At 41.2% G+C, this 25,034-nt stretch carries 24 protein-coding genes and 2 pseudogenes; 16 read left to right on the top strand and 10 right to left on the bottom strand.

Annotation, left to right across the window (positions count from 1 at the left end):
- Positions 1–190: 190 nt before the first annotated feature.
- Together HP401_RS17310 and HP401_RS17305 are read left to right on the top strand one after the other, a co-directional pair.
- On the top strand, positions 191–796 hold the full coding sequence (locus HP401_RS17310) for a hypothetical protein (protein WP_173605881.1): 606 nt from the start codon (positions 191–193) through the stop codon (positions 794–796).
- A gap of 313 nt (positions 797–1,109) precedes the next feature.
- Positions 1,110–1,685 carry a sce7726 family protein gene (locus HP401_RS17305; protein ID WP_173605880.1) on the top strand — a complete coding sequence of 192 codons (576 nt, stop codon included), beginning with the start codon at positions 1,110–1,112 and terminating at the stop codon, positions 1,683–1,685.
- Here HP401_RS17305 and HP401_RS17300 read toward each other — a convergent pair.
- Entirely contained in the window at positions 1,654–2,733 is a 1,080-nt protein-coding gene (locus HP401_RS17300) for a beta family protein (RefSeq protein ID WP_173605879.1), read from the bottom strand. The genes HP401_RS17305 and HP401_RS17300 overlap by 32 nt on opposite strands.
- A 485-nt stretch (positions 2,734–3,218) precedes the next feature.
- Positions 3,219–3,731, bottom strand: a complete 513-nt coding sequence (locus HP401_RS17295) for an SMI1/KNR4 family protein (RefSeq protein ID WP_173605878.1) — start codon at positions 3,729–3,731, stop codon at positions 3,219–3,221.
- Positions 3,732–4,152: 421 nt separating this feature from the next.
- Here HP401_RS17295 and HP401_RS35790 point away from each other — a divergent pair.
- Positions 4,153–4,278: pseudogene (locus tag HP401_RS35790) on the top strand (IS256 family transposase); the annotation flags it as partial.
- 188 nt (positions 4,279–4,466) lie between these two features.
- On the opposite strand, the gene HP401_RS17285 reads toward HP401_RS35790, so the two are convergent.
- Together HP401_RS17285 and HP401_RS17280 are read right to left on the bottom strand one after the other, a co-directional pair.
- Entirely contained in the window at positions 4,467–4,652 is a 186-nt protein-coding gene (locus HP401_RS17285) for a hypothetical protein (protein ID WP_173605876.1), read from the bottom strand.
- A gap of 501 nt (positions 4,653–5,153) precedes the next feature.
- Positions 5,154–5,597, bottom strand: coding sequence for an SMI1/KNR4 family protein (locus tag HP401_RS17280; RefSeq protein ID WP_309145135.1), 444 nt, complete (start codon positions 5,595–5,597; stop codon positions 5,154–5,156).
- 538 nt (positions 5,598–6,135) lie between these two features.
- On the opposite strand from HP401_RS17280, the gene HP401_RS17275 reads away from it, so the two are divergent.
- The 3 genes from HP401_RS17275 (at position 6,136) to HP401_RS17265 (ending at position 10,710) form a co-directional block, all read left to right on the top strand.
- The gene (locus tag HP401_RS17275; RefSeq protein ID WP_173605874.1) at positions 6,136–6,789 is read left to right on the top strand and encodes a lysozyme inhibitor LprI family protein; all 654 of its coding nucleotides are present in this window, start codon (positions 6,136–6,138) and stop codon (positions 6,787–6,789) included.
- 522 nt (positions 6,790–7,311) lie between these two features.
- Positions 7,312–8,508, top strand: coding sequence for a hypothetical protein (locus tag HP401_RS17270; protein ID WP_173605873.1), 1,197 nt, complete (start codon positions 7,312–7,314; stop codon positions 8,506–8,508).
- A gap of 6 nt (positions 8,509–8,514) precedes the next feature.
- Positions 8,515–10,710: a tetratricopeptide repeat protein gene (locus HP401_RS17265; protein WP_173605872.1), complete on the top strand. Its 2,196-nt coding sequence runs from the start codon at positions 8,515–8,517 to the stop codon at positions 10,708–10,710.
- Positions 10,711–10,849: 139 nt separating this feature from the next.
- Here HP401_RS17265 and HP401_RS17260 read toward each other — a convergent pair whose 3' ends face one another.
- The 3 genes from HP401_RS17260 to HP401_RS17255 form a co-directional block, all read right to left on the bottom strand.
- Entirely contained in the window at positions 10,850–12,385 is a 1,536-nt protein-coding gene (locus tag HP401_RS17260; RefSeq protein ID WP_173605871.1) for a thiol-activated cytolysin family protein, read from the bottom strand.
- 667 nt (positions 12,386–13,052) lie between these two features.
- Complete coding sequence (locus tag HP401_RS29925) at positions 13,053–13,355, bottom strand: transporter (RefSeq protein WP_234126487.1); 303 nt, start codon at positions 13,353–13,355, stop codon at positions 13,053–13,055.
- A 171-nt stretch (positions 13,356–13,526) separates the two neighbouring features.
- On the bottom strand, positions 13,527–13,970 hold the full coding sequence (locus HP401_RS17255; RefSeq protein WP_173605870.1) for a cell wall hydrolase: 444 nt from the start codon (positions 13,968–13,970) through the stop codon (positions 13,527–13,529).
- Positions 13,971–14,023: 53 nt separating this feature from the next.
- On the opposite strand from HP401_RS17255, the gene HP401_RS35715 reads away from it, so the two are divergent.
- Positions 14,024–14,215, top strand: coding sequence for an Imm53 family immunity protein (locus tag HP401_RS35715; RefSeq protein WP_173605869.1), 192 nt, complete (start codon positions 14,024–14,026; stop codon positions 14,213–14,215).
- A 107-nt stretch (positions 14,216–14,322) separates the two neighbouring features.
- Here the strand turns inward: HP401_RS35715 and HP401_RS17245 are convergent, their stop codons facing one another.
- Positions 14,323–15,408, bottom strand: coding sequence for a glycosyltransferase family 28 protein (locus tag HP401_RS17245; protein WP_173605868.1), 1,086 nt, complete (start codon positions 15,406–15,408; stop codon positions 14,323–14,325).
- A 326-nt stretch (positions 15,409–15,734) separates the two neighbouring features.
- Here HP401_RS17245 and HP401_RS17240 point away from each other — a divergent pair, with 326 nt between their 5' ends.
- The 4 genes from HP401_RS17240 to HP401_RS17225 all read left to right on the top strand — a co-directional run bounded on the left by HP401_RS17240 (position 15,735) and on the right by HP401_RS17225 (position 19,260).
- The gene (locus tag HP401_RS17240) at positions 15,735–16,529 is read left to right on the top strand and encodes a glycosyltransferase family 8 protein (RefSeq protein WP_173605867.1); all 795 of its coding nucleotides are present in this window, start codon (positions 15,735–15,737) and stop codon (positions 16,527–16,529) included.
- A gap of 281 nt (positions 16,530–16,810) precedes the next feature.
- Positions 16,811–18,028: a macrolide family glycosyltransferase gene (locus HP401_RS17235; RefSeq protein WP_173605866.1), complete on the top strand. Its 1,218-nt coding sequence runs from the start codon at positions 16,811–16,813 to the stop codon at positions 18,026–18,028.
- 166 nt (positions 18,029–18,194) lie between these two features.
- Positions 18,195–18,629 carry a HEAT repeat domain-containing protein gene (locus tag HP401_RS17230; protein WP_173605865.1) on the top strand — a complete coding sequence of 145 codons (435 nt, stop codon included), beginning with the start codon at positions 18,195–18,197 and terminating at the stop codon, positions 18,627–18,629.
- A 130-nt stretch (positions 18,630–18,759) separates the two neighbouring features.
- The gene (locus tag HP401_RS17225; protein ID WP_173605864.1) at positions 18,760–19,260 is read left to right on the top strand and encodes an SMI1/KNR4 family protein; all 501 of its coding nucleotides are present in this window, start codon (positions 18,760–18,762) and stop codon (positions 19,258–19,260) included.
- A 63-nt stretch (positions 19,261–19,323) separates the two neighbouring features.
- On the opposite strand, the gene HP401_RS17220 is transcribed toward HP401_RS17225, so the two are convergent.
- On the bottom strand, positions 19,324–20,646 hold the full coding sequence (locus HP401_RS17220) for an esterase-like activity of phytase family protein (protein WP_173605863.1): 1,323 nt from the start codon (positions 20,644–20,646) through the stop codon (positions 19,324–19,326).
- 322 nt (positions 20,647–20,968) lie between these two features.
- Between HP401_RS17220 and HP401_RS17215 the strand changes: the two are divergent.
- The 5 genes and pseudogenes from HP401_RS17215 to HP401_RS17195 all read left to right on the top strand — a co-directional run.
- Positions 20,969–21,181: pseudogene (locus HP401_RS17215) on the top strand (nucleoside transporter C-terminal domain-containing protein); the annotation flags it as partial.
- 97 nt (positions 21,182–21,278) lie between these two features.
- Positions 21,279–21,941 (top strand): CPBP family intramembrane glutamic endopeptidase, encoded by a 663-nt coding sequence (locus tag HP401_RS17210; RefSeq protein ID WP_173605862.1) that lies wholly within the window; start codon positions 21,279–21,281, stop codon positions 21,939–21,941.
- Positions 21,942–22,060: 119 nt separating this feature from the next.
- On the top strand, positions 22,061–22,636 hold the full coding sequence (locus tag HP401_RS17205) for a GNAT family N-acetyltransferase (RefSeq protein ID WP_173605861.1): 576 nt from the start codon (positions 22,061–22,063) through the stop codon (positions 22,634–22,636).
- 103 nt (positions 22,637–22,739) lie between these two features.
- Positions 22,740–23,615, top strand: a complete 876-nt coding sequence (locus HP401_RS17200; protein ID WP_087349325.1) for a radical SAM/SPASM domain-containing protein — start codon at positions 22,740–22,742, stop codon at positions 23,613–23,615.
- Positions 23,605–23,850 (top strand): hypothetical protein, encoded by a 246-nt coding sequence (locus HP401_RS17195; RefSeq protein WP_173605860.1) that lies wholly within the window; start codon positions 23,605–23,607, stop codon positions 23,848–23,850. Before HP401_RS17200 ends, HP401_RS17195 begins: the two co-directional genes overlap by 11 nt.
- A gap of 304 nt (positions 23,851–24,154) precedes the next feature.
- On the opposite strand, the gene HP401_RS17190 is transcribed toward HP401_RS17195, so the two are convergent.
- Complete coding sequence (locus HP401_RS17190; protein WP_173605859.1) at positions 24,155–25,015, bottom strand: copper amine oxidase N-terminal domain-containing protein; 861 nt, start codon at positions 25,013–25,015, stop codon at positions 24,155–24,157.
- Positions 25,016–25,034 lie beyond the last annotated feature (19 nt).

Raw genomic sequence — 25,034 nt, 5'->3', positions numbered from 1 at the left:
GTCTTGGAGCTTAAAGTATCGTCTACAGGCGTTCACAAAGATGAGGACGATAAAGCATGTTCACGGACCTATTGAATGTTTACGTATCTATTGGAACGGTTTACGCTGGAAAGAGATTATGCACCAGATGAGAGGGACTTCCGATTTTTAGGAAAATGTGTAGATGAAGAAAATAAGAAGGGGTGTTTAGATGACGAAACAAAAAGAACTAATTTTTAAAAGATCCCAAAAAGGCAATCACAACAAATTGCAAGAGGCATTAAAAATCTTAGAATATAGCTTGATAATGGTAGAATTTTTTGATATTAAGGAATTTAATAATGTTTTAGCTATTCAACTGAGGATCATTTTATGTGATTGGAATGATGGAAGAGATAATTCATTATTAAAGAAGGTACAATCTGATCCAACTTTATATCCGATAAGTAACACATTTATCAAATTAGATAATAAAGGCAGTTCATTTATACCTGGTGATTTATTGTTTGATGTCACTAAACCTAGGGTTGGATTAGATCAATGGCTTAATCAGGTAATCTATAAAATCCAGCTAGGTGAAAACTACCATAAGATAACAATAAAGAATTTCATAAAACTTACTGCAAATAAAAGCGGTGGTGCTCATGTGGATTCCGAACTACCTGAAAAAGCATTTATAGTTGATGTCCATCACGAAAGAGTTCTGAACTATATTGCCAGAGGAGTCTTAATGTCGTTAGGAAGAGATATTGAGAAGGCAAGTTCGGAAAATCTAAAACACATATATGGTAAGATTACTAAGGCATTAGAGTCATAAAAGTGATCGTCACATTAAAAGCACACAAGGGATCCTATTTCAATTTAGAGACCCCTAATCTTATCGTACAAGAACTTGGAATTACGGGTAAGAATTGCACCGATAGCTAGGGAGATCGCCAAATGGTAGAATTAAAGAGTTATCCATAAAACTAACAGAGATATACTGTCTTTTGTGGGATTTTTTTACTGGAATAATCAACGCTTTTTGTGATAAAATAAACGACACACGCCCAGTATCTACCTGTAGAAAGTAGATAAAATGGTCGTGTTTTGCATGTTAGCTACTTGATTCTTGGGAGGGGTGGACTTAGGTGAAAACTAGAGATATCGATATTCGCACATCTCTCCACTTCGTTTTAAAAAAAGAGCATAAAGAAGAACCGGATACGTTAATTCTTGATGAGCTTGGTCTCTGCCAAGGTGATGCAAGAATTGATGTTGCAGTTGTAAATGGTGCTATTAATGGGTATGAAATAAAAAGTGAAAGTGACACATTGGAGAGACTGCCAAGACAATGTGAGGTATATAATAAGGTTTTTGATACTGTTACAATCTTAACCGCTTCTCGTTTTATAGAGGGTATAATTGACATTATTCCTGAATGGTGGGGAGTAACTCGTGTGGAGATGGAAGAGGATGGGGTAGTGTATTTTTACCCATTTCGAGAACCTCAAAGGAATACTCAAATTGATCCTTTTGCTGTAGCTCAGTTATTGTGGAGAGACGAGGCTTTAGGCATCTTAAAAGAACGGGGTTTGCAAAAAGGATTGATGAGCAAACCCCGAAATATATTATGGGATGCATTGGCAAAACAATTGCCGCTTAAAGAGTTACAAGACGAAGTACGAAGATGTCTTAAGGCAAGGCCACGGTGGAGAGCTCATTAACTACTAATGTTAAGTGATGATTCGTACCTGCTCTCCGCCATGTCGCTGGATTACCTGGAGTGGTTGATTGATTTGCAACTTCTTGAATGTAATGATCACCAGCAGAGAATCCGGCACCTTTATACTCTTGATGAGCGACCGCTTGTGCTGCAAGTTGATAGTATTGATGATGACCGTATTTTCTTAAGTCACGACCTTTGAAGATGATGAATTTATCATCTCCAGTATAGCGAATATTTGCACTCATTCTAATTAAACGGGGATCAGCTTCAAACGGCTCGGGATTCGCAATAGCATAATCACCAAATGTAAGAGTTCTATTAACTCTATTTGTTTGAATGAGTCTTTTCCAAATAATCCATTCTGATCTCTCGATTTGATCAATGGTGTTACTCCCTACATCCGAAAGGTCTTTCGGAAATGCTGTTCCGCAAAGAATAAGATTTCTCCAACTATTCAGATAAGGTAATCCATTTATAAGACCTGAAATAAACAGTGCAGTTCTTGTTCTGTCATTGGGGTTGACGTATTTATAATCAATAACTAAGTCTATTTCGGTAGTGTCTACACCCAATGTAGTCAACAATGAATCAATATTTACTTGTAGGTCGTCAAAATCTTCTTCTGTTAATCGAATGCATATACCTAATTGATCCCGTTGATGAGCTGAGATAACTTCTATTTGATAAGCAGAATCTCGATTAGTTCCTGTAACTGGAATGGCATTAATTCCATCAGTTCGTAATTGGTTAAATATATAACCTAATGGATGCTGACCAGATGCCATGCGCTCATTTGATTCTATAAAGTTTAAATCAAGATATAATGGGCGATCTAATCCCCAAGAACGTGAAAGGGTTTCACTTACGTTTGCAAGATGTTCGTCGATTGTTTTCTTCGGAGCTTCGTTTTCAAAATCCCAATCAATTGGTGGAATTTCTAATAGAGGTGTTAGGCCTTGTTTTACGGTAAGGGGAAGTAACTCTATTGCTTTCTGCTCACCTTGCTTCCATTTTAGAATAGGTACATAGTGCCTTTTTTCAAACATCCAAACTCCTCCTCCATAGTATAATGGTCTCGACAAAATTCATTGTATTTCTATTTGGAAAAATAAACAAGTGTACCCAAATGTAAGTTATTTTGTAGAAGAATGTAGCTAGAATGATGAAATGGTTTAAAAAATTTTTGCAGTATGGTGGGGTATAATATTTGGGGAAATTTTTTTTCTGACTGATGTGAATTTGATGTGAAATGCTAACATCACACAGTAGATTGAGGTTTAGAAGAACATGAGGGTAATAGAAGAATCTTTGACTTTAAAGGATTAGATTAGATTGTAACAGTAGGTGGGTAAACGAGGTGTGACCCCGCATACAGGGCATGTGGAGTGCGTAATATTGATGAAATTAAGGGGCTAGCCGATTTAAGGCTAAGCCCCTTTCTTAGTGGGTTTTGGAAGTTGTAACTGATTTCAGTAGAACCATTAATTATTCGTCCGTCCTGAAGACACACTATAAAAGGCGTCCTTTTTTCTTACTCTTCCTCCTCAATAGGTCGATCCCAAAACTCAATTCCGTCATGCTCAATAAGTTGTTCCAGCAACTCTGTGAATGTCAGGTCTATGTCGATAGTATCGTCTGGTAGTATCGATCCAACCCATGTGAGGTAACCTTTACCACTATGTATTCTGTCTTGATCCACACATATACAGCTATTTGAGATATCGCTCCAAACTATAGGATAGTAAGGATGGTCGATGCTGTAGCCTTTCCAGTACCCAATGACGAGTTCGGTACTTAGCACATCATAACCCCCAGAGTTATGCTTGGCGCTCTTGAATAGTGTTGCACTTTCGTAGTGGCTTAAAAAACTGACGTAATCCCCTGGTAACTCAAACGATTTTAGTTTCTCCTTTGTGTCTGTGATAGACTCGTTCGAGAAGTAGAATGTAAATTGATATTTTTCGTTTTTGATATGAACGTTCCCGTCTACACTTGTCTTACTTCCCCTGATCTTACTAATGAGGGCTTCAAAAGGATTACTCACACGATCACATCCTTCAATGAGAATAGGGACTATCAATTGAATGACAGCCCAATTTTACGTTAATTTCTGCGATAACTTCTCCACCAGTCAGTGACATCATCATGATACAGGATGTTAGAGTTGCTGTTGGATATCTGAGAAGAGGAATCAACTTACTCATATCATTCGATCCATAGCATTCTAGCGGGATCATATGATGGATTGAAACTTCATCCCAAGCCAAAGTGTTGAGCGAGACCATAGTTCTTTTCGTAGTTATCTATAACATTATTTCTAGAGTTATTATCACTCACCCAGTTGTTCGCAAGCTTGCGAGGATATATACTCTGCTTTTCCTCTAAACTACAATTAGTTTTAAAAAGGTTGGGAGATTTTTGTGATGTCAAAAGAGCAGATCAAGTAGTGGATCAAAGAGAAGTATATGAAGTCGGTAGACGCCGTGAAATCAGCGTTAAAGGAATTGTTTGCAGAAACGATCCAAGAAATGCTCGAAGGAGAGATTGAGTCCACTCTTGGGTATGCCAAGCATGTCGCCAAAATTAAGCGGAGATGGATTGGCGGACTGAAAAAGTGGGGCGGAGAACCTCTCTTTTCTGTACTAATATGCTACCTACTACAAATGAAACATTATCCGTTGAAAGTAGAGAGTGGGTCATGGCTGCTACCAAGTAACTGAATAGGTGCATCTATTCGGAATGTCTTGTATGTATCTGGTTTATCACCAGACATGTTCCCCTAACCAAAAATAAGATTCACCAACGATTTAATAATCCAAATGCTTATAACAATAGCAAAGTATTCAAGAATAATAAATTTCCAAGTGGCATTATGCTTACTTAATCCATACCTAAACAAACTGAAAAAGAATATGCCTCCAGCAATTTCAAGCAGCTCTATGAAACTAAAGACAGCTTCGCTCATATTCCTTTACCACCCCATTACCTAAATTATACCAAAAATGAAAAAACACCCATAAGACATCTCTTCTTAGTCTTCAGCTCTACTAATTCACTACCCTATGGTCTACTTTAACTGTTCCATCCTGCTCAACCTGAAAACTAGCACGATACTCCCAGCTTAGCTGAATCTTCTAGAATGTCAGGGCTATTCCACGTAGTATCTACTATGGTTACTGCTTTTTTGGCGTATGCGTCAACGGGATACTTTGCGGCGGATTAAGATTGGGATTATTTGGAAAAATGGGCGGAGGGGACAAAAAGTATAACTGTGCATAGGAGAGAGAGTATAAACTAATGCTATTAACAAATTTTAAATATTTCAACACAAGAGTCAAAAGCGGCGCTGGGATTACCCCCAACTTACAGAAAAAAGCTGAGAGCTTAGTCCCGGCTTTTTGGCAGTCATGCATTAGGCGTCCGATTCATCCTGAAGACGCACTATAAAAGGCGTCATTTTCTCTTACTATTCCTCCTCCTGGAACGGAATCCAGAATTCCTTGCCCTCGTGTTCGATGAGTTGATCTAAACACTCAGTAAACGTCAGGTCTATGTCTATCGAGTTGTCGGGGTCAATCGTTTGAATCCATGTGAGGTATCCGTGCCCGCTGTGGAGTCTGTCCTGATCAACGCATACACAGCCTACTGAGTGGCTGCTCCAAACGATAGGATAGTACGGATGATCGATACTATATCCTTTCCAGTATTCAATGACGAGTTTGGTACTTAATACATCGTAGCCGCCAGCGTTGTACTTTGCATCTTTAAATAGGGCTGCACTGCTGTAGCAGCTTAAAAAGCTGATGTAATCCTCTGGCAGCTCAAACGATTTCAGTTTCGCCTTTATGTCCGTGATAGATTCGTTCGATGGGTAAAGCACAAATTTATGTTCTTCGTTTGTAATGTGCACGTTTCCATCTATAGATGTCCTACTCCCCTTGATCTTACTAATGAAGACTTCAAAAGGATTACTCACGCGATCACATCCTCCAGTGAAAATTAAGGACTGCCAGTTGAATGACAGTCCTTTTTTACGGTTATCTTCGGTAATTCAACCACCAATCCTCCGGAGGAAGCAACAAAATCGACTGAGACAATCTGAGAGCCTTTGAGGGGCTGTATAAAGGACTAATAGAAGCAGAGCCACCCACCAAAATGGGCGGCTCTTTTATTGTCCTCTACAGGGCATGTATAGTCTTCTAATTAGACCCCACCCAGTGCCGAATGATTTACATTTTAATGTTGCGGCAGAGTTTACCCTCGTTTGCTCCGTACCAAATTATTTAAGAATTTGTTGTACGCACAAGGTCCTTTCTTAAAGTTAGGGGCAGGATAGTTCAAAAGTTTTCGAGAATACCCTATATATGGGATTATTTACGAAGTTCGTGAATAAGACGTTATGCGCCATTACCGGTAAATAGTAAAGATAATAGTTAAGGAGATAATTTATGAAAGGTAAGATACTCTTATTACTTTTTATTACGATAATAATTTCATCTTGTCAAAATATTAGTCAATCGACTACTTTGAACGGCGAAACTAAATCAAAAATGAATTCTGAGCTGCCTCCTGATGTAGGGAGTACAGGTAATGGAACAGAATCGAAAGAAATAACTGAAGGTCGATCAGCTCCTTCTAACAATGAAGTGTTATCTATGAACATTGGGAACTATGAATTGAAAGGAGAATTTTATGATGAAATGCTTCGAAATCCTATCGATCATGATTATGAAGTGGAATTTAATGAACTTCAAAATTCCAAAGAGATTATTACAACATTGCAATGGGGGGCTTTGGAAAGCAAATATACAGAGATTTGGGATAAAGAGTTGAATCAAATATATAAAAAGCTTCTTTCTAAGTTGGATAGAGAACCAAGAGAAGCACTAATTGAATCGCAGAAAGAATGGTTACAGTATCACTTAAGGGAAACAAAATTTGTAGAGAAGACATTTATTGATAATCGTTACCTTGGATCACAAGGATCGGTAAGCCTGGGCAGGGCTATACGGGAGAGAATTAGGGAAAGAACAATGCAATTATTTGAATATCGATATTTGCTAGATCGTGAAGTTGAGTTTTTATACCAAAGTAAAAAATAGAGTTGGAATCTTGATCAAAGGTTTTTAGGTGTTAGTACGGAAAAATGAAAGCAAGAAGCATTGGTGTCTAGACCCTTCCGAAATGTGGAAGGGTTATTTTGTAATAAATTTGATTCATCATGGAAGCGATAAGACTCTTATGATACAAAGGGTGGAGTAATGTGGGAGATTAGAAAAGAATCCTAATTTACCTACCTTCGTTTTCTTATATTTTTCCTGAAAATATTTTATTTTCAAAAAAATCAAAAGATTGTTGACAGTCAGAAAAATACAAGCTATCATTACCAGTATATACCATACATTCGCGAATATGGTATAAATAACAATTTATCGGAGGCCATTATTATGAAAAAAATTACTGTGCAAAAAACCGAACCTGTAAAATTGACTTCAGTAGCTAACACAATGTACGACTGCACATGTGAGCAGGCATAAAATATTTGTCAGTAACATGGAAAAGTGGGGCATTTGCCCCTCTTTTTCAATTATGAAGATAGCATGACAACATCCGGGAGGAAAGTCATGAACGAAAATCGCATGATCCAATTACACCCGTTAACATTTCTGGAGGATAAGCAAGGAGTCCTGATTGGGCGGTTTGGAACGGATACGTTTGCTGTTTTTCCTGAGGATGGAGCAGCACTTGTACGAAAACTGCAAGAGGGCATGGGGGTTGCCGAAGCGCATTCCTGGTATCAAGATACCTATCACGATGAAGTGGACATGGATGATTTTTTGCAGACATTACGTGACCTGACATTTATTTGTGATGTTGAGGAAAAGGAAACGAAAGCGCAGAAAGTATCGGGGCAATGGTTGGGTAAGCTAGCTTTTTCTCCACTTGGTTGGCTGATTTATGGTGCCATCATAACCTGTGCCTTGTGGTTATTATACCAATATCCACAGATTCGTCCGGGTCGATTAAGCATCTTATTTTCCGAATACGCCATGGTGGTTTTTCTTGGCATGACGATCGGTCAGATTCCAGGGATCTTGTTTCATGAATTGATGCACATGCTTGCCGGACGAAGACTGGGCATCCCGTCAGAACTAAGTATAGGCAGAAGAATGTACTTTTTGGTCTTCACTTCTTCCATGCCAGGTATTTGGGGATTCCCAAAACGAAAGCGTGTTCTTCCCTTTTTAGTTGGAATGTTCGGTGATATTTTGTGGTATTCCTTATTAGTGATCGTTGCTGGTGCAATTTGGATAAATACAGGTGAGAAGACAATCATAGCTGCATATTGTATGGGACTAGCATTTACAACACTGTTGCGTTTCTTCTGGCAATTTTATTTTCATCTTCAAACAGATATCTATTATTTAATGATTACGATGTTGGGGTGTGTAAATCTTCAGGAGGCTACACGTTCCTATTTGAAAAATAGATGGTATGGACTAATTGGAAAAAAGAACAAGATGGTCGATATGTCCAAGTATACGGAACGGGATCATCAGGTAGCAAGATGGTACAGTTTTTTTTACGCAACTGGCTGGCTGATGATGACAGGAATGATGCTCTATATGATTCCGGTCGCTATTCAACTTTTAACGAATATTTTTCTCTCCATATTTACAGGAGAAGATATGAAATTCTTGGATTCCGTTGTTTTCTTGTCTATAACGGGAATCCAGTATGGAATTGTATTTTATCTATACCTAAAAGAGCGTAGAAACAAAAGGGAAATTCGGAATTTATCAATGGAACAGAGGGGATGAGTCGAAATGAAACAATTGATGACACACCAATGGCTGATTGGATCTCGGCGCAGCGACCGAGAAAAGAAGTACTTCGAAGAGCAATACTCCACATGTTATGTCAGCAATTGTCATTGCAATCTCCGAGGACCCTATACAGGTACTGGTGACCTTCTGCGCCAGATTATTCCGGAAGCTTATTCGAAATGGCCAGACCTGATTTTATCACACTGTATTGAGATCTTATCCATAGCACCAGAACTGAAAGCAGTCATTCCTGTTAGTGTAGAAACACTTACCTCTCTTGCTATTCCGAAAGAGAGAACACGTTATTATTCGAAATTGCGTACACTTCGCATGTCGAATGGTTTGATCGATCTTTTATTGGCATTAGCGAATCGGGAACGAATGGGAAAATTGACCCTGGTTTTTGAAAATGTGCAGGCCTGTGATCAACTTGATGCAGAATTTATAAGTACACTTCTGCGTCGTGCGAAGTCTGACCTGATTCAGGTGATCGTAAGTTCAAGTGAAATAGCGGAAAAGGAAGCCCTGAAAAAGGCGTTACAAACGTATACGGAGCCTACTACTATTCTTTCTGACATCGAACAAGATAGGGGGATAGTAAATCTATCTGACGAACAGCGACTTGAGCTAACGAAACGATACATATTTTCTGACTGCACATCAGATTGTGAGCAGGAATTGCTCGCCTATGAAGCAACTCCTATTGAAATTCGTCAGAGCCTTCACGAAGAGCGTGCAGAATCTCTTATAAAAGAAGAGCAGTGGTCACTGCACTTAGGCGCCATTCCGTTTCATCTGGAGCGCGGTACTTCAGAGAAATCAGCAAGCGAAGCGTTGTTTAAAGCAGTTAGTTATAGCATTAACATGGGTTTTTACGATGCGACTATCGATATGAGCCTACGTGGCCGGAAACTGACGAATTGGAGCAGCGAATTTGATAATAGCCGGTATTTTACAATGAAAATGGCTACGTCTCTGGCTGCATTGGGTGAAACTGATGATATACCGACGCTTTTAGGAGAAGTGTACGCAAACACTGATGATTTTAGAGTTCATATGCAAATTTCATATGGATTTTCGATGTACTATACGAGGCATCACCGAGAACGAGAACACGAGAAGGCGAAAGAATGGATACAAAAAGCCATTGATTTGGCAGAATTGATTAAAGATGAAAAAGAGCGTGCATTTCAACAAGTATTTAACCAAAATGGATTGGCTTTAGTAGAGTTACATATGGATAATCCTGAAGAAGCGCTTCGATTGGTTACGGAAGGATGGCAAAGGTTAAATCAGGATCTTGCTCCTGATGAACATATGTTGCATCGCTCGGTGTTGCTTCATAATAAAGGGCTGATTTACGTAGCTTTAAAAAGGTTTGAAGAAGCAGCTGAAACATTTAGCCAAGTGATACAGATTGATTCCAATTATCCAGAATATTACTTTGATCGTGGAAACCTTTATAGCCGAATGGGGCGACTGAATGAAGCCATTGAAGATTATAACCAAGCGATAAAGCTTAGTCCTCCGTTTCCAGAGGTTTATTTCAATCGAGCTACTGCCTTCAATCGTCTTGGAGATGTGGAGAAAGCAATGGCGGACTATGACTACTTGCTTGATATAGAACCCGAAAATCTTGATGGATTACTTAACAGAGCTACATTATTGTATCAAATGGAGAAATTCGAAATGGCCCGAAAAGATGCTGAATTCGGTTTAGAAATAGAGCCTGATCATGCGCGGCTCCTGTGTACACTAGGTTTAATTGAAATGTCGGATGGCAATAATGATCAAGCACTAAAAACGTTTACCGCTGCCCTAAACAAGGATAGGGAAATGATGGCCGCTTGGACAAATAGGGCTGTCCTGTACTATGAGATGGGGGAGTATGACAGGGCCATAGCTGATCTAACTGAAGCTATTGCACTAGAGAAAAATGCAACCGTCCTTTACAACCGTGCATGGGTCTATGAAGCACAGGAGGAGTGGCAATTATCCATTTCTGATTATACAGAGGCCTTAGCGTTTTCTGATGCAGACGAACAAGATATTTACTATCGGAGAGGTTTGTGTTTTATCAAAATGGGTGATAGGGAACTTGGCACGGAAGATTGGAACAAGCATCTCATGTTTGGAGAATCACCGCATGTGGATGAAATGATGCAACTGTTACCCTCCCTGTTCGTTTCGAAATAATGAAATATTTTGTGTGAATTGAGATGATATGTGACTTACATTTGCGGCACAAAAGGGTGTTAGGACTGGTTTAGGAATAAGAAAAAGAAAAACGGCTGAAGTCCTCGATAAAAAGGATTTCAGCCGTTTCTCTTCACAACTACTTAAATGTAATACCACCCGTTGGGTTTAATGTCGTTCCGCCAATTTCAACCTTAATCTCACTCGATAATGGAATGTTGTACTCATCAATAACGGTTCTCCACCATTCCCAAGCAAGGCCGGTACATTCTTTCGCAAAAATCCTTATGTTTTTTGCATTAGGTGGCAGAGGAATGACTGTAGTGAAAGGAGCTGTTCTGTCTTGGTTGCTTCCTTCCCACGTTTTATGTGTGAGTACTTCTTCCCCATTTTTATCATAGGAAACTTCATCCCAGGATACATCAAATTGAGCGACATACCAGCCATAATGGCCAAGTGATATTTTACCTTTCGAATATTCGGTAGCGGTAGTCTCAATATAATCTGTATTGTTATGAACGGCAGCAATGGCATTGTCTTTTAAGAAAACACTGGTATAGGAGATTGGATATGCTGGGTTCTTCAGGCTAAATTCCGCATTATCTTTGATGATATTCCGGATTTCACTAAAGTCTTTTGTAACGACCTTGTTATGCTCTTGTGAATCTCCGCCTAATACTACAGCTGTAAAGGAACTGTCTTCAAAAATATCTTTGTACTCGGCATTCGTTTCTACATTGGCAGTATTCTGAAGCAAGGCTTTAAATGCTGCTTTTACGTCTTTGCTCTTAGAGGTTGTTTCTAATTTCACATAAATGGTTCTACCATATGCGACATTGGATACCATAACAGGTGGGGATTGATCACTTACCCCTTTGCGTTTCAAATCTTTAAAAGTAACACTATCATCAAAAAGATCGGATGGATCGTTAGGCAGCTCCGCATTTACCGTATAAAATATTTGTTTATAGGCCGCGACCATTACTTTTTTCTCTCCATTAGCAATCGCATTAAAGTCAATTCCTAATGTAGAATCAAGATATTTCGCGTTAACATTCAGAGCACTTCCGATTTGAGATTTGCTATAAACCATTGATTCTGCATACTGCAATCGTGCAGGTAAAGTATGTGTTGCTGAATACTCATCGCTCCATTTAGATACAAGCTCATCTACTGCTCCAGACACACTACCGTATGTTGGATTATCCACAGTAATGGAGTTTTCTTTTTTCAAACCTGGTAAATCAATACTAATCGTCAAAGGTTTTCTTGGTACCAGTAATACACTCGGTTTATTTTCTGCAAAAGCTTGATTGGCAAGCTGTAATGCACCTGGGTACGTGCGATTAGCCATAGAATCGATAATGGAAATATCTACTGGAGAAGTGGAAAGTGACTTTTTCTTGCGTTCTACGACGATAAACTTACCATGTGGGTTGAGTGCTTCTTTTGGAACAAAACTATCTATTTCATCTCCACTTACTGCTAAAACTTCGTCATTATCATAGTCTAACTCTGCTATACCGGAATTAATGTCATCGGCGTTACTTGTTTCACTGACTTCACTAGAATCAACCGCTTCGGCAAAGGAGATAACTGGATAATTTACAGTAGCGAAAATAACAGATAAACTAGCGATTACTTTTAAAAATCTAGTATGATTTCGAATCCTCATAAGATATTCCCCTTTGAGATGTGAGCATAACGCCAATCATTATACTCCCATTAAATATATTTTTTGGAATACTAACTATATCGGTAGTTTCCGAAAGAATCGTTAGACTGAACCAGAAAAGTATATCGTGGGGCACATCTTGAAGCTTGTTCATACTGTAAAAATATCTTTACCAAAGTGGCTGAATAGGTTCCTCTAACCAAAAATAAGATTCACGAATGATTTGATAATCCAAAGGCTTAGAACAATAGTAAAGTATTGAAGAATAATGAATCTCCAAGTAGCATGATGCTTACTTAACCCGTACCTAAACAAACTGAAAAAGAATATGCCTCCAGCAATTTCAAGCAGCTCTATGTAACGAAAGACGGATTCGCTCATATACCTTTACCACCCCCCTTGCATCCCCAAATTATACCAAATGAAATTCACGACTCCTTACGTTTTCTTATCCCGTTCAAATTATGTGTGTTTTAAAAGAGGGATTCATTTGAAGTGTAAACTGCTTTTTTCGCATGGAAGCATAAATAGGCTGCACAATTAACGACAAAGGTCGTGCAGCCCATGAAATCGCGCGCAGGCTGAATCTATTTGGGGCTTGTGTTCCTAATTTCAAAGGAGCGTATCTTATGCATCGAATCGGTGTAAAGGAGAAGAGAGTTGCGCCTTAGCATGTAAATGCAATAATTAACCGTAGATCAAATCCAGTTCGTCTCCAAGTCCTCCCCGTCCATCTAAACCCTGCAATTGATCTAGAACCTACAAAAACGGGGAAAAACCAGAACTGCTCTCCATTTGCAAGCCAAAGATACGTAAAACGGAACAAACAACCTTCAATTGCCCCTGGATCAATTCTAAAGGGAGCGGGTTGTGGGGGGATGAACGACGGTGGAGGAGTTAGCGGCTGTGGTACTTGCTGTGCTCCTGGCGGCTGACCCGGAGGTGGCCCTAGAGGCGGTCTAAATGCCATTGAAAATCACTCCTTTTACAATGAATTCTCAACATTGTATGTTCAGCCGAAAAACAATGATTGGGCAGACGACATAGCCAATATGTATAGTGATCCGCACGAGCATATAAAAAAACTGCCCCTTTCTTCGCTTGGGGCAGTGTAATGTCTGGGCTGTTTTCGTCCATAACATTAAAAAGTATTATATACATTTTGACATTCTTTCGCGGTCGGCTCATAAAAACAATGAAGCTTGTATCTTCCCACGTTCGGCTGATTATACCAGGTCGGCGGACAAGGCAGGGGATTTTGCGCCGTTCCCGGACGAAAATACCAGAGGGAGAATTTCCCGGGCCAATGGCGCTCCCCATTCACAGCCCGTCGTGCCAGACGGCGTTCTTTATCTCTAGACCTTTGGTAGAACATACCATGTTGTAGAGCTTCAAACGCATGCGGCTGGTTGATCATTTGAGGAATTGTCCGTAGTCCTTTAAAATCGGAGCAATTCGCTCTTATTCGATTGATTCCAACATTCCCCACAAGGAGCATACCCATTTCGCCTTCACCTACAGCTTCGGCTCGAAGCAACCTTGCCAACATGTCAATATCACTGCTCCTGGCTTTTACGACTGCCATCGGCTCACCTCTTTAGATTGTTCTAGGCACATCATATTGTAAATGTAGCAAAAATGTTACGCTTCAAATCGGTCTATAGAGAAATACTAATCGGTGGACATATTTCCCGGTTATTTTATGTTGTAGATAGAACCGAGAATGATTGGGTACATTGCAGATTGAAAGACGGATGTTTTGAGGCATTTGGTGGTCCGAAAAACCTGAATGAAATACTTGCGTTTTTTAAGCAATGGGCAGTGAGCTAGCGAATGAAATGTACGTAAGTGATTACAGAATAACGCGCAAGTAAGAGGACTGTCTTAAGTAGAAATTGCTCTTCTACCTAAGACAGTCCTCCTTGTTTACTTCAAAGTCATCCGCCCTTATGTCCAAAGGAGCTATACGGCGTCAAGCGCAGGAGGTCTTCCTGTCTTTTTGCCAATTTCGATAGCGGGATCCGGTATGCCATTTCGATAATTTTGCTTGCGACCTCAGCGCCGTTGGTAGGGATAAGGCTAAATCTTTTTTGAATGACCTCTTTATTTGCTAACACATACTCAATCTTTGGTACAATCTCTTCCGGTTCCTGGATCGATACCTTATCACTGTTGACTATTTCTCTTAGCATATCTATTTTTTGCTCGCGTTCTGCATCATCCGGCGGAAGGAAAAGCAATGGGGTTCCTGTAGAGATGCAATCTCCTAAAATGCCCATGCCCGGTTTGCTAATGACCAGACTGGCCGCCTGTACAAGATTTTTGCCATTCGGAATGAGCGGGGCTTTGATGATCCTTTCATCGAACTGGTAATCTTCATCTGCCAATTGCCCAGCGACAACAAATCGATAGCGGCCAGCAAGTGAGTTTATTTGATCATACCACTTCACGATCTGTTCATAACGGTTAGCGAGTCCGCCGCCCATGTGAACCAGAATAAAGGACTCGTTCTGCTGAAGGCCTAACATGCGTCGCACTTCTTGTGGGGATTGGCTGATTTCCCTGGTGATTAAAGGAATAGGGATATAGATGCAGTTCATGTGCGGATGGGTCTGCTTAGGCGGTATAAGGTTCATGTGCAAAAAGATATCGGATTCATTGGCGATTTCTACAATGCGATTTTTGTATTCCCGCATCGGAGCTGAATCATTAGTACCGATAATAAAGTCACTGTGGTAGAGGGTCACGAGCTTTGTGTTTCCACTGACTTTCCCCTCACTGCGAAATCGAGGCACATCGGAGCGCCAATCATTTATTAATAGTGTGGTTTGTTTACCATCCTCGAATTTTTTGGATTTAAAGGCTTTCAATTGGACGTCATTGTGCAGGTTTTTCGATAAATAGCCATGTGTTTCACGAAAAGCAAACACGTGAATAGGAAGGTGGTGCTGCTGCAATTTTTCCGATATGCTAATGCATCTACCGAGATGGCCCATCCCTCTGCCAACCACAAAGGAGATCATATTTCATCACCCTTTTAAATAGGTACTTTCTTTGTGCCCAGTCTGAAGCTTGGACAAATTACCCTCATACCGCCACTTATGGGATAAGGTCATTGCCGAATTCGAGTCGCTCTTACAGCTTATATATTTTATGGGGACCGATGGAACATGCTCTAGTCGTATAACGGTTTTCTGATCGAACACAGAAAAAAGCGGCATCAGCGGAGGGGTGTAGCTGTGAATTGTGCTCCCATCTAGAAATAATTGGGTATTTTCATCACACAAACCAACGCTGTCCATGAATAGTGTGTATATATAGCTCAATTAGGATATGGGGTGGGAGAATAGTGGGCACGATTCATATTGTAACAGCCGTTAATGATGGTTTTGCTATACATCTCGCAGTCATGTTATATTCCCTTTTTGAAAATAAGGTTTCGAAAAACCCAGTCATCGTTCACGTTATTGACAGTCAAGTCTCTGGGGAAAATAAATCCATCTTAACGAAAACTGTGAAACGATTCCATGCTCAAATTAAATATGTCACTATTGATCCGACCCTATATGATGGATTCCTCGTCCGTGATCATCTAACGCAGGAAACCTATCATCGAATTTCTATTCCAGACCTGCTGGATAAAGAAGTTGAAAAAGTGATTTATTTGGACAGTGATATCGTTATTAAAAAAGACATCACTCCATTATGGAACACAAAAGTTGATCAATATTACCTTGCAGCGGTGATAGATTCTTGGCAAGGATTAAACAAGCTAAGACATGCCGATCTGGCTATTCCGGATGACTGTGATTACTTTAATGCAGGAGTATTAGTCATGAATTTGAAAAAATGGAGAGAGCATAACATCACAAAAAAGATTATGGATTACATGAGAAAGAACCAAGGCATTATTCGGTATCCCAGTCAAGATCCGATGAATGCGATTCTTCATGATAATTGGCTTAAACTTGACACAAAGTGGAATTATCAGTCCAAGCATCTTTATAAAAGCAACCTGCGAATAGATCCGGCCATTATTCACTACACAGGGGAAGATAGCAAACCGTGGTTGAGTAAAAAGCACCCGCTTCGAGAGGAGTATTTTAAATATCTAAAAAAAGTAAAGAAGTTAAACTCCTTGTAGGACCGGGCTTTCGGGGCTTTGTTAATTAAATAATATGGATGGAATCCCTTCACATGGAGAAATGATGGCTGAAGGGATTTTTGCGTTTTAAAAACTCGTGGATGTACAAGCCGGTTCCTGAAATCATTTGACATATGGGTTTATGCACAATACTAAACATCTTCATATAAAATATTGAACAAATTATGAAATATTTGGATTTTAACCATTTTTACCAACCATCTGACCTATAATAAAATGGAAACATTTTCTAAGCGAATATTCTTTTGGAGGTGGAGTGAGTGGCACGCGTATTGTATGTTACGATTCCAGCAGATGGTCACGTAAATCCTACATTGGGTTTAGTGAAGCAGCTAGTCGACAACGGAGAAGAAGTCGTCTATATGTGTTCAGAAGAATATCGGGATAGGCTTGCCCAGACTGGGGCGCAATTCCGCGCTTATCACAAGGATGAACAAGTATCTCGTGATTTAGGTTTTAACCCAACAGAATTCAGACACCCTCTTCATTTTAACGATTTTATGCTGCGAGGTATTATTGAACCCCACATTCCTGAGATTCTCAGGCAGATCGAAAACGAATCATTTGATTACCTGATTTTTGACTCCTTGTTTGGGTGGGGAGGGGCGATTTTAGGGGGGAAGTTAGGAATCCCGACGATCTGCTCCGTAACCAATTTCGCCTTTGCTGAACCGCTCAGCCAAATTGTCGAAGTGCTTGATGCAAGTGATGCTGTCGATGTGGATGCACTTTATGAACGAGTGACGCAGACTGCACAGAGCATCGCTCGTATATGCAACGTAGAGGTCCCTGCCATTGAGGATATTACCCGTCAATATGGGGACATGAAGATTGTCTTTACCAGCCGTGAATTCCAGCCAGATGCCGACAAGCTGGACGATAGCTACATTTTTACAGGACCGTCAATTACTTCGCGCCCTGATTCTCCTCCGTTTCCGTTTGAAAAGCTACGTGCTTCATACGATAAGGTCGTGTACATTTCCATGGGCAGTATTTTGACCAAAGATGTGGAATTGTACAAACTGTGCTTTGCAGCCTTTCAAGATATTCCAGTTCAATTCGTACTGTCTTGCGGGAGAGATACGGAGCTGGAGTCTCTTGGAGAACATATTCCACCAAACTTCATCATTGAGCCGTACGTTCCGCAACTGGAAGTGCTCCAGCAGGCCGATGCTTTTATTACACATGCTGGCATGAACAGTACGAGTGAGGCTCTCTATTTTTATGTGCCCCTCGTCATGATTCCATTAAGCTCCGATCAGCCGATTGTGGCAAAGCGGGTGGAGGAGCTGGGAGCGGGTATTATGTTAGATAGGGGAAAGCTCACACCGACAGCATTGAGGGATGCTTTGCTGCAAGTGTTGAACGAATCGACCTATAAACAGCACGCGATACAAGTAGGGGACTCTTTCCGTAACGCTGGCGGATACCAAGAAGCTGCAAGATGTATCATGTCTTTGTATTCCGTGCCGAATTAAAAATGAAAAGCTTCTTGCCTCATCATCATGAGCGGCAAGAAGCTTTTTTACTATAATTTCTTCGCTCTCCACACTTTTTTCAAGGAATTTATATGTGGGAAGGGGGTGTTATTCATATGATGTAGTGCCATAATAGAAGGATGATAGTCAGAAGGAGATAGATTTGATGAATAATACTGTAATCAAAAATGAGTTTCCTCCGAATTTTGAGGAATTAAAAAAAGCTGCCAATCGAACGTCTAATTGGAGAGAGCGTTTAGAGGCTGTTGAAGAATTGGGTCAGTGGAAGCATGAAGAAACAATGAAATTACTGACGAGAATCATGGAAAACGATACGGTGTACAAAGTGCAAGAGACTGCTTTTCAAAAACTGAAAGCATTTGGGGAAGGTGCTCGATTACCTGCTCAGAAAAAAGGCGACTTGATCAAAGGCGCAACGAAAGCCTTGGTAAGAATTAAGAAGAGCTTGCCAAAAGGTCATACGCTCGAGGAATTCAAAGAGAAACTGCAAAAAATGAGAAGCGATATCTATGATACGTACGAGGGAGAAAAAGGTGCTGATTTTGATCAGTGGCTGGAAAACACCTGGGCCTCGTTATAGAAAGAGCAGTAGAGATGGAATGAGTGGAGAAGGAAGGGGGATCAAGCCCCTTCCTTTTTTTATCTCAACAAAATGTAAAAATTACCGATATTAGTAAAATAGAACGAAATTATTAACAGGGAGCAATGACATGACAATTCCAAAGCATGTAACATTTGAAAGCTGCACAGAGAAAATAGACATCAGAGATATCGAAGAAGTAGAAGCTGCCTTAGGCGTACGATTTCCCAAAGATTTTGTAGAGTGCATGCTTGAAAATCATGAGGGATGTCCGGTTCCATGTGTTTTTGATTATGGAGATGTAGAAGGTAAAGTATTTAATACATTCTATAGCCTTAGCAGTAAGGTTGGTAGTTACTATATTTTGACAGCATTCGAGGACGTTAAGGATTATGTACCTGATGGATTGATTCCTATCGGATACGATGCTGGTGGTGGTAACATTTGCTTTGATTATAGTAAAGGAAAACATGCTGAACCAATCATTGTTTTCGTAGACCACGAATTCATGTTTACAGAGAAAGACCTGACTAAAGAGCAACTAGAAGAAAAATCACTAGAAGAATGGCAACGAGAGGGAATTACTCCAATGGCCTCTACATTTACTGAATTTTTATCAAAGCTGTATTAATGAGAATACGAAAGACAATGAAAAGCCTCGTGGATACGAATCCATCCACGAGGCTTTTCATTCTTATTTCAAATCCTTACCCACTTTAATCACATACATCTGCGTTGGATTGCTGTTGATTTTAATCTTGCCCTTCTCATCATAGCCATCAACGCCGAAATCATTGTCATTCACAATGGCAATCGTATTTTTATCTACAATCGCTAGTCCTTCCAGCTTTTCATGCGGATAGTTCAGCTTAGCTACATCCACCAGCAATTCCTTGGAAACAGGCACAATTCCTTTTTCTTTCACTTGGGCGACGGTGAGTTTTTCGAAGTCATGCTCACTTGTTGGCGTACCGAGTAAATTGGTTGCTTTCGAAAAATCTGCTCTGTAAATTCGCTTAATTTGTGCGTTTGCACCGGCATTTTTGTCTCGCTCGTCAATCAGTAACACATCCTGACTAAGTGCTGCCAAGTCGCTGATGACGACGTCTTTCTGTTTTACTTTCACGAAGTCTTTCGCGTTCTCTGCGATGTACATGTACTCGCCTACGATTTTTTTGGTAGCGAGATCCATCTTTAAAATACGCAGATTACGGGAAGCTTCTCCTGTCTTTTTATCAGGGATTGCCATCGGGCTTTGGATCGAAGTATACAAGAACTTGCCGTCTGGCGAGATGGTGACGCCTTCAAAGCCACGGTTTGCAATGCGCTTGGAATAGACGGCTGGCAGCGTATCAAAAATCTCCATCTTTGCACCTGCTGCAACCAAGGCTTCTTTGGAGCCTTTTGGTACATAGCGGCCCAGGATCGTGCCGTCACGCTTTAATTGAATGATGGATGGGCGGTATTCGTCGGATAACCAAAACGTATCGTCCACCGGGTTGTAAGCGATGCCTTCCAAATCCAAACCGTCTGGATCGTAACTAATCTTTTTTGTTCCTGTCGCATCGTAGGGAACTTCATCAGGGCCAGCGAGGTTCGGCAATCCACTGATATAGGCAGTCTTCGTAAAAACATCGATTTTGCCCTGTGGCAAATGCAGCTTGATGGTTTCCAAAACATGAATGTTTCCGTTCTCTACTTTGATTTTGTACAAGCGTGGTGTGTAGTTTTGGTCAGGGAACGTACGCAGCTCGTCCTTGCCGTATTGCCCATTTGGTCCACGGTCAGCCAATGTATAAAAGATAGAAGGAGGATCATTAGGGAGATGCACGAGACCGGAGAAACCGCCTTCTTTAATACCTTCAGCGAGAACAGGGGGATTTTTCCACTCATGAATTTCGGCTACAACGGGTGCTTCCGTTACATTTTGAGTTGCCCCTGCCCCTTGTGTTCCGATTAAGGATAGAGCCGTGATTGTTGCGATCAGCAAGCTTTTCTTTTGAAAATGAATCTTCATCATATCCCTCCGAATGAAAAAACGACGTAGTAAACCGCTTTTGTTAGACTACCCGAACTATATTGGGAAAATATGAAGATAAAATATTTGTTTTGTAAAAAGTACCAATATAAGATGCTGCTATCAAGTTCGGACTAGTCGAAAATATGGAGTTGCCACCGCGACGGTTTCCGCGATGTTAGGCATGGAATGCGTGATCTATATGGGCGCGGAGGATACGAAAAGACAGGCCCTGAATGTGTTTCGAATGGAGCTTCAGGCCCTACCTTGACCAAAGGGTTCCAGCCGTCATACATGGAGGCCGTCCGGAAGGGATAGCCCCATGATCGGGGTTCCATGGGAGGAAGCGCTAAAGGCCTGTTCTTTCATCGGGCAAAAGATTGTCCTCAACGAGTTTGTTGCGTACACGGCTTTTGCACCTGAGATTGCAAATTTGTCGCAAAAAAGTGTGGTGATCATCAGCTTCGCCCTTTGCGGCTTTGCCAATTTGGCTGCGCTGGCTATGGTCATTGGCGGCTGGAGTGATCCATGCCCTCGTTTTTTTGGTACTACGCGAAGTTAGTACTACTCGCTTTTGGTGTTCCTCGCTACAATCTTGTTAGTAAAACAAGCCATGATTTGGTGGGGATACGATGAAGCATGTTCTGTTATTTCTAGGGCCAACGATTATGATCTTTTTGGGATTACAAGTCATGAGTAGCGTCCCAGTCACGTTTTTGCTGTTTTACGGGTGGCTGTTTGCGGTTCCGTTTGTAGACATGATCGTTTTGAAAGGAAACACGTGGCGGGACACATTCAGGCAAATAGGATTGGGAATCAACCGCCCCAATATGTATCACGGCATTTGGACTGGACTTCTTTTCTTTCTCACCATGATTGTTGCAGGATATTTCTTTCACAGCGCGTTGTTTGATAAGGATGATCTGCAAATTTTATTGGTACAATGGGATTTCACAGGCAATCTTGTCGTTTGGCTCATCCTTGTTTTGCTAGTGATCAATCCGTTTCTTGAGGAAATCTACTGGAGAGGATATGTATTCAAAAAGCTGGAAGGAAGACGAACAAAGCGAACCATGATTTTGCTGACGTCATTGTTTTACAGCCTGTATCATTTCCTCTCCATCATTCCTTTGTTTAGCTGGCCGTATAATATCGCGATGATTTTTCCAGTCTTTTTGGCGGGAATAATTTGGGGATATATGCGAGACAAGAGCAACTCACTGATGGGTTCGATCGTCAGTCATATCCTTGCAGATTCAGGGATTATGGCTGTTTATCTACTATTCTTGAAATGAATGATGCGGGTATGGAGGCGAGCTTCCATACCTTTTTTCTATTAGGTGGATAAGAAGGAAAATGAGCCCTGCTGGAAAAATTAAGAAGGTAGAGAATATCAAAAGATGGAGCTGAAATCATGAACGTTGACGTACTGTTTAACCAGTTTCCCATTCTAAAATCAGATCGGTTCACCTTGAAGAAGATTGAAGAGCAGCATTTGGACGAAGTATTTGAAATCTACAGCAATGACCATGTATTTACATACTGCGGGATTATCCCCAAGCATAATAAAGCGACAGTGAAAAGCATGATCGGGCATTTTGAGAGAGACTATTTGAAAAAATCCAAGATCAAATGGGGGATATTCGCCAATGATAACCCCGATCACTTGCTTGGTATTATGGAAGCTTTCGACTTTCAACAAAAGGTAAACATGGTGACGATTGGCTACTTCTTGTCCGAAGCGCATTGGGGAAAAGGGGTTGCGACAGAAGCAGTAAGCCTATTGCTCCACTTTTTGTTCATGGATGTCAACGTCAACAGAATACAGGCGGAAGTGATGCCTCAGAATGAGACCTCTAAAAAAGTATTGTTGAAGAATGGCTTCATAAAGGAAGGAACGCTTAGACAAGCAACGCTGTGGTCGGGCAAAGGGATTGTGGATCTGGAGATTTACGGAATGCTGAAAGAGGACTATGAAAAAGGAACGTGAGATTTCGTCCAAACCACCAGAATACACCGTTACCTGTAAAAGCCCTCCTATGTTACTATGATGGGTATGATCAATCATAGGCATCGGGAATGGGGAAAACATCTTGAAAAACTTTAAAAAAGTCTATATAGAAATCACCAGCGTTTGCAATCTCGCCTGTACCTTTTGTCCGCCAACGGAACGCGGTAAAAGTTTTATTAAAGTAGAAGACTTTGCGAAAAGGCTGGATGAGATCAAACCGCATACTGATTACATTTACCTGCACGTCAAAGGGGAACCGCTTCTGCATCCCAAAATTGATGAGCTGCTCGATATCAGTCATGAGAAAGGCTTCAAGGTCAATATCACCACGAATGGTACGCTCATTGCGAAAAATCGGCATAAATTGCTGGGCAAGCCTGCGCTTCGACAAATGAACTTCTCACTTCACAGCTTTGACGGACATATCGGTTCAACCGACCGTGAAGGTTATTTGCGCGAAATTCTTTCATTTGTTCGGGAAGCGCAAGAGCATCAGGTGATTTTTTCTTTCCGTCTGTGGAATTTGACACAGGACAACGCTACGAACATTCAAAAGAGTAGAAACCGCCAGACGCTCGAAGTAATTGAGAAAGAGTTTGGGCTGGACTATCGAATTGAAGAGAAAGTAGTGGCAGGCAGTGGGGTAAAAATCGATGACCGCGTTTATTTGAACCAAGATTACGAATTCCAATGGCCGAGTCTAACAGCGCCTGAAGATGACGGAAAAGGCTTTTGCCATGGCCTGCGCACACAAGCGGCGATTCTCGAAAATGGAACCGTTGTGCCGTGTTGTCTCGATGGGGAAGGGGTTATTAATCTGGGGAATATCAATCAGACCTCGTTTACTGATATTGTGGATGGCGAGCGGGCCAATAATCTGATAGAAGGATTCTCTCGCAGGGAAGCTGTCGAGGAATTATGTAGAAGATGCGGGTACCGCCAGAGGTTTGGAGCGTAGAAAAAGCAAAACGTCCGGGTCAAATGATTCGGACGTTTCGTTCATTTTTAAAACTTCACTACTAACAACGGCGGCGACGCCTGCGACGGAAGAAGAAACAAAAACGACAGCGGCGACGCCTGCGACGGAAGAAGGAACAAAACCGGCAGCGACGACGACGGCGGCGGCGACAACCACAACGATCATGGTCGCATTCAAAATCTTCGTCCACGTCTCTATCGAAATCCCTGTCTAAGTCTGGATCACAATCGCTTTCAATCCCGTGTTTTTTTTCTCGATCCTTACAACCACAAGACATACATCCACCTCCTTCGTGTTCATACCATATTTTATGAATGCCGCTTGGACATGACTGGACGAACTATAGGGGAAAAAAGCTTGTTTTCAGGCGTTGAAAATTAGCGGATGCCGCTATCCCCCCACAAACTCATGGGTAAAAGTGATGGTAAACATAAAAAAAGATAGCGGATCTCATAGCCAAGAGGAGCTAATGGGAACCACTATCTTTTTTCTATGCCAAATGAAGACTTCTTGTTGTATTACTTTGTAGATGTATCGTTGGAGTCTGTATCCTGCTCGGATTCTTTAGGGGCTTGAAGGTCGTCAATGATGACGATTTTGCCTTCTTCTTGCCATTTTACTTCCGCGTTCAACTGTTCACTGATGAAGCGCAGAGGCAGGAAGACACGTCCATTTTTCAGGACAGGTGCAGTGTCCAGAGAGATGGTTTTCCCGTCTGCAGTTGCTTCTTTTTTATCGAGGTACAGCGTGATAGATTTTTCGCCACGCGTAATTTCTACGCTACGAGTCTCTGGCTTCCAGTTCACTTCCGCTTTCAATGCGGAGCTGATCGCACGCACAGGCACCAAAGCTCTTCCACCCTTTACAAACGGTGCTACATCCGCTTTTACCTGTTTTCCATCTACGAATGCTTTCACTTCTGTCGAGCCTGTATCCTCAAGGAGTTCTCCAAGCTTTTGGAAGGGTGTGTGGTCTCCTTTTTGGTACGTGCGCTGAAGAAGCTCAAGCTGTACGTCCAAAGCTCCATGCTTGTCAGTGGTTTTTTCCAGATCAGCTACCAGTTGCTCGTATTTCGCTTTTTGATCTTCCGTGATTTCAGCCGTATGCTTGAGCTCTTGGCGAAGCTCGATTAGCTGTTTTTTCAACTTTACGTCTTTGATGTTGGTTTCTGTGCTAGCTTCGGTTGAGTTCTCATCGTCGCTATCTGTATCGGTATCAGATTCTTTGACAGAAGTTTCTTTCGATTTATCTTTTGCTTCTGCCTTTACTTCGGGCTTGCCTTTCCCATTTCCTTTGCTCTCCAGGTTAGCCGCCAGAGCAGCAGGTACACTGGTTGCGAGCAGAATAGCAACCAACGAAGTAGATATTGCTTTTTTCATTTGAATCTTCCTCCTTCTA

This window comes from Brevibacillus sp. HB2.2 (assembly GCF_013284275.1).
Taxonomy (GTDB): Bacteria; Bacillota; Bacilli; order Brevibacillales; family Brevibacillaceae; genus Brevibacillus; species Brevibacillus brevis_D.
The sequence above is the reverse complement of the archived record's forward strand: the minus strand, read 5'-3'. Positions and strand labels throughout refer to the sequence as shown.

Excerpts from the sequence above, each read along its gene's own strand:
- HP401_RS17310 (WP_173605881.1), top strand. The coding sequence starts at position 191 with ATGACGAAACAAAAAGAACTAATTTTTAAAAGATCCCAAAAAGGCAAT.
- HP401_RS17300 (WP_173605879.1), bottom strand. The coding sequence starts at position 2,733 with ATGTTTGAAAAAAGGCACTATGTACCTATTCTAAAATGGAAGCAAGGT.
- HP401_RS17285 (WP_173605876.1), bottom strand. The coding sequence starts at position 4,652 with ATGAGCGAAGCTGTCTTTAGTTTCATAGAGCTGCTTGAAATTGCTGGA.
- HP401_RS17275 (WP_173605874.1), top strand. The coding sequence starts at position 6,136 with ATGAAAGGTAAGATACTCTTATTACTTTTTATTACGATAATAATTTCA.
- HP401_RS17270 (WP_173605873.1), top strand. The coding sequence starts at position 7,312 with ATGAACGAAAATCGCATGATCCAATTACACCCGTTAACATTTCTGGAG.
- HP401_RS17265 (WP_173605872.1), top strand. The coding sequence starts at position 8,515 with ATGAAACAATTGATGACACACCAATGGCTGATTGGATCTCGGCGCAGC.
- HP401_RS17260 (WP_173605871.1), bottom strand. The coding sequence starts at position 12,385 with ATGAGGATTCGAAATCATACTAGATTTTTAAAAGTAATCGCTAGTTTA.
- HP401_RS29925 (WP_234126487.1), bottom strand. The coding sequence starts at position 13,355 with ATGGCATTTAGACCGCCTCTAGGGCCACCTCCGGGTCAGCCGCCAGGA.
- HP401_RS17255 (WP_173605870.1), bottom strand. The coding sequence starts at position 13,970 with ATGGCAGTCGTAAAAGCCAGGAGCAGTGATATTGACATGTTGGCAAGG.
- HP401_RS35715 (WP_173605869.1), top strand. The coding sequence starts at position 14,024 with ATGTTACGCTTCAAATCGGTCTATAGAGAAATACTAATCGGTGGACAT.
- HP401_RS17245 (WP_173605868.1), bottom strand. The coding sequence starts at position 15,408 with ATGATCTCCTTTGTGGTTGGCAGAGGGATGGGCCATCTCGGTAGATGC.
- HP401_RS17230 (WP_173605865.1), top strand. The coding sequence starts at position 18,195 with ATGAATAATACTGTAATCAAAAATGAGTTTCCTCCGAATTTTGAGGAA.
- HP401_RS17225 (WP_173605864.1), top strand. The coding sequence starts at position 18,760 with ATGACAATTCCAAAGCATGTAACATTTGAAAGCTGCACAGAGAAAATA.
- HP401_RS17220 (WP_173605863.1), bottom strand. The coding sequence starts at position 20,646 with ATGAAGATTCATTTTCAAAAGAAAAGCTTGCTGATCGCAACAATCACG.
- HP401_RS17210 (WP_173605862.1), top strand. The coding sequence starts at position 21,279 with ATGAAGCATGTTCTGTTATTTCTAGGGCCAACGATTATGATCTTTTTG.
- HP401_RS17205 (WP_173605861.1), top strand. The coding sequence starts at position 22,061 with ATGAACGTTGACGTACTGTTTAACCAGTTTCCCATTCTAAAATCAGAT.
- HP401_RS17190 (WP_173605859.1), bottom strand. The coding sequence starts at position 25,015 with ATGAAAAAAGCAATATCTACTTCGTTGGTTGCTATTCTGCTCGCAACC.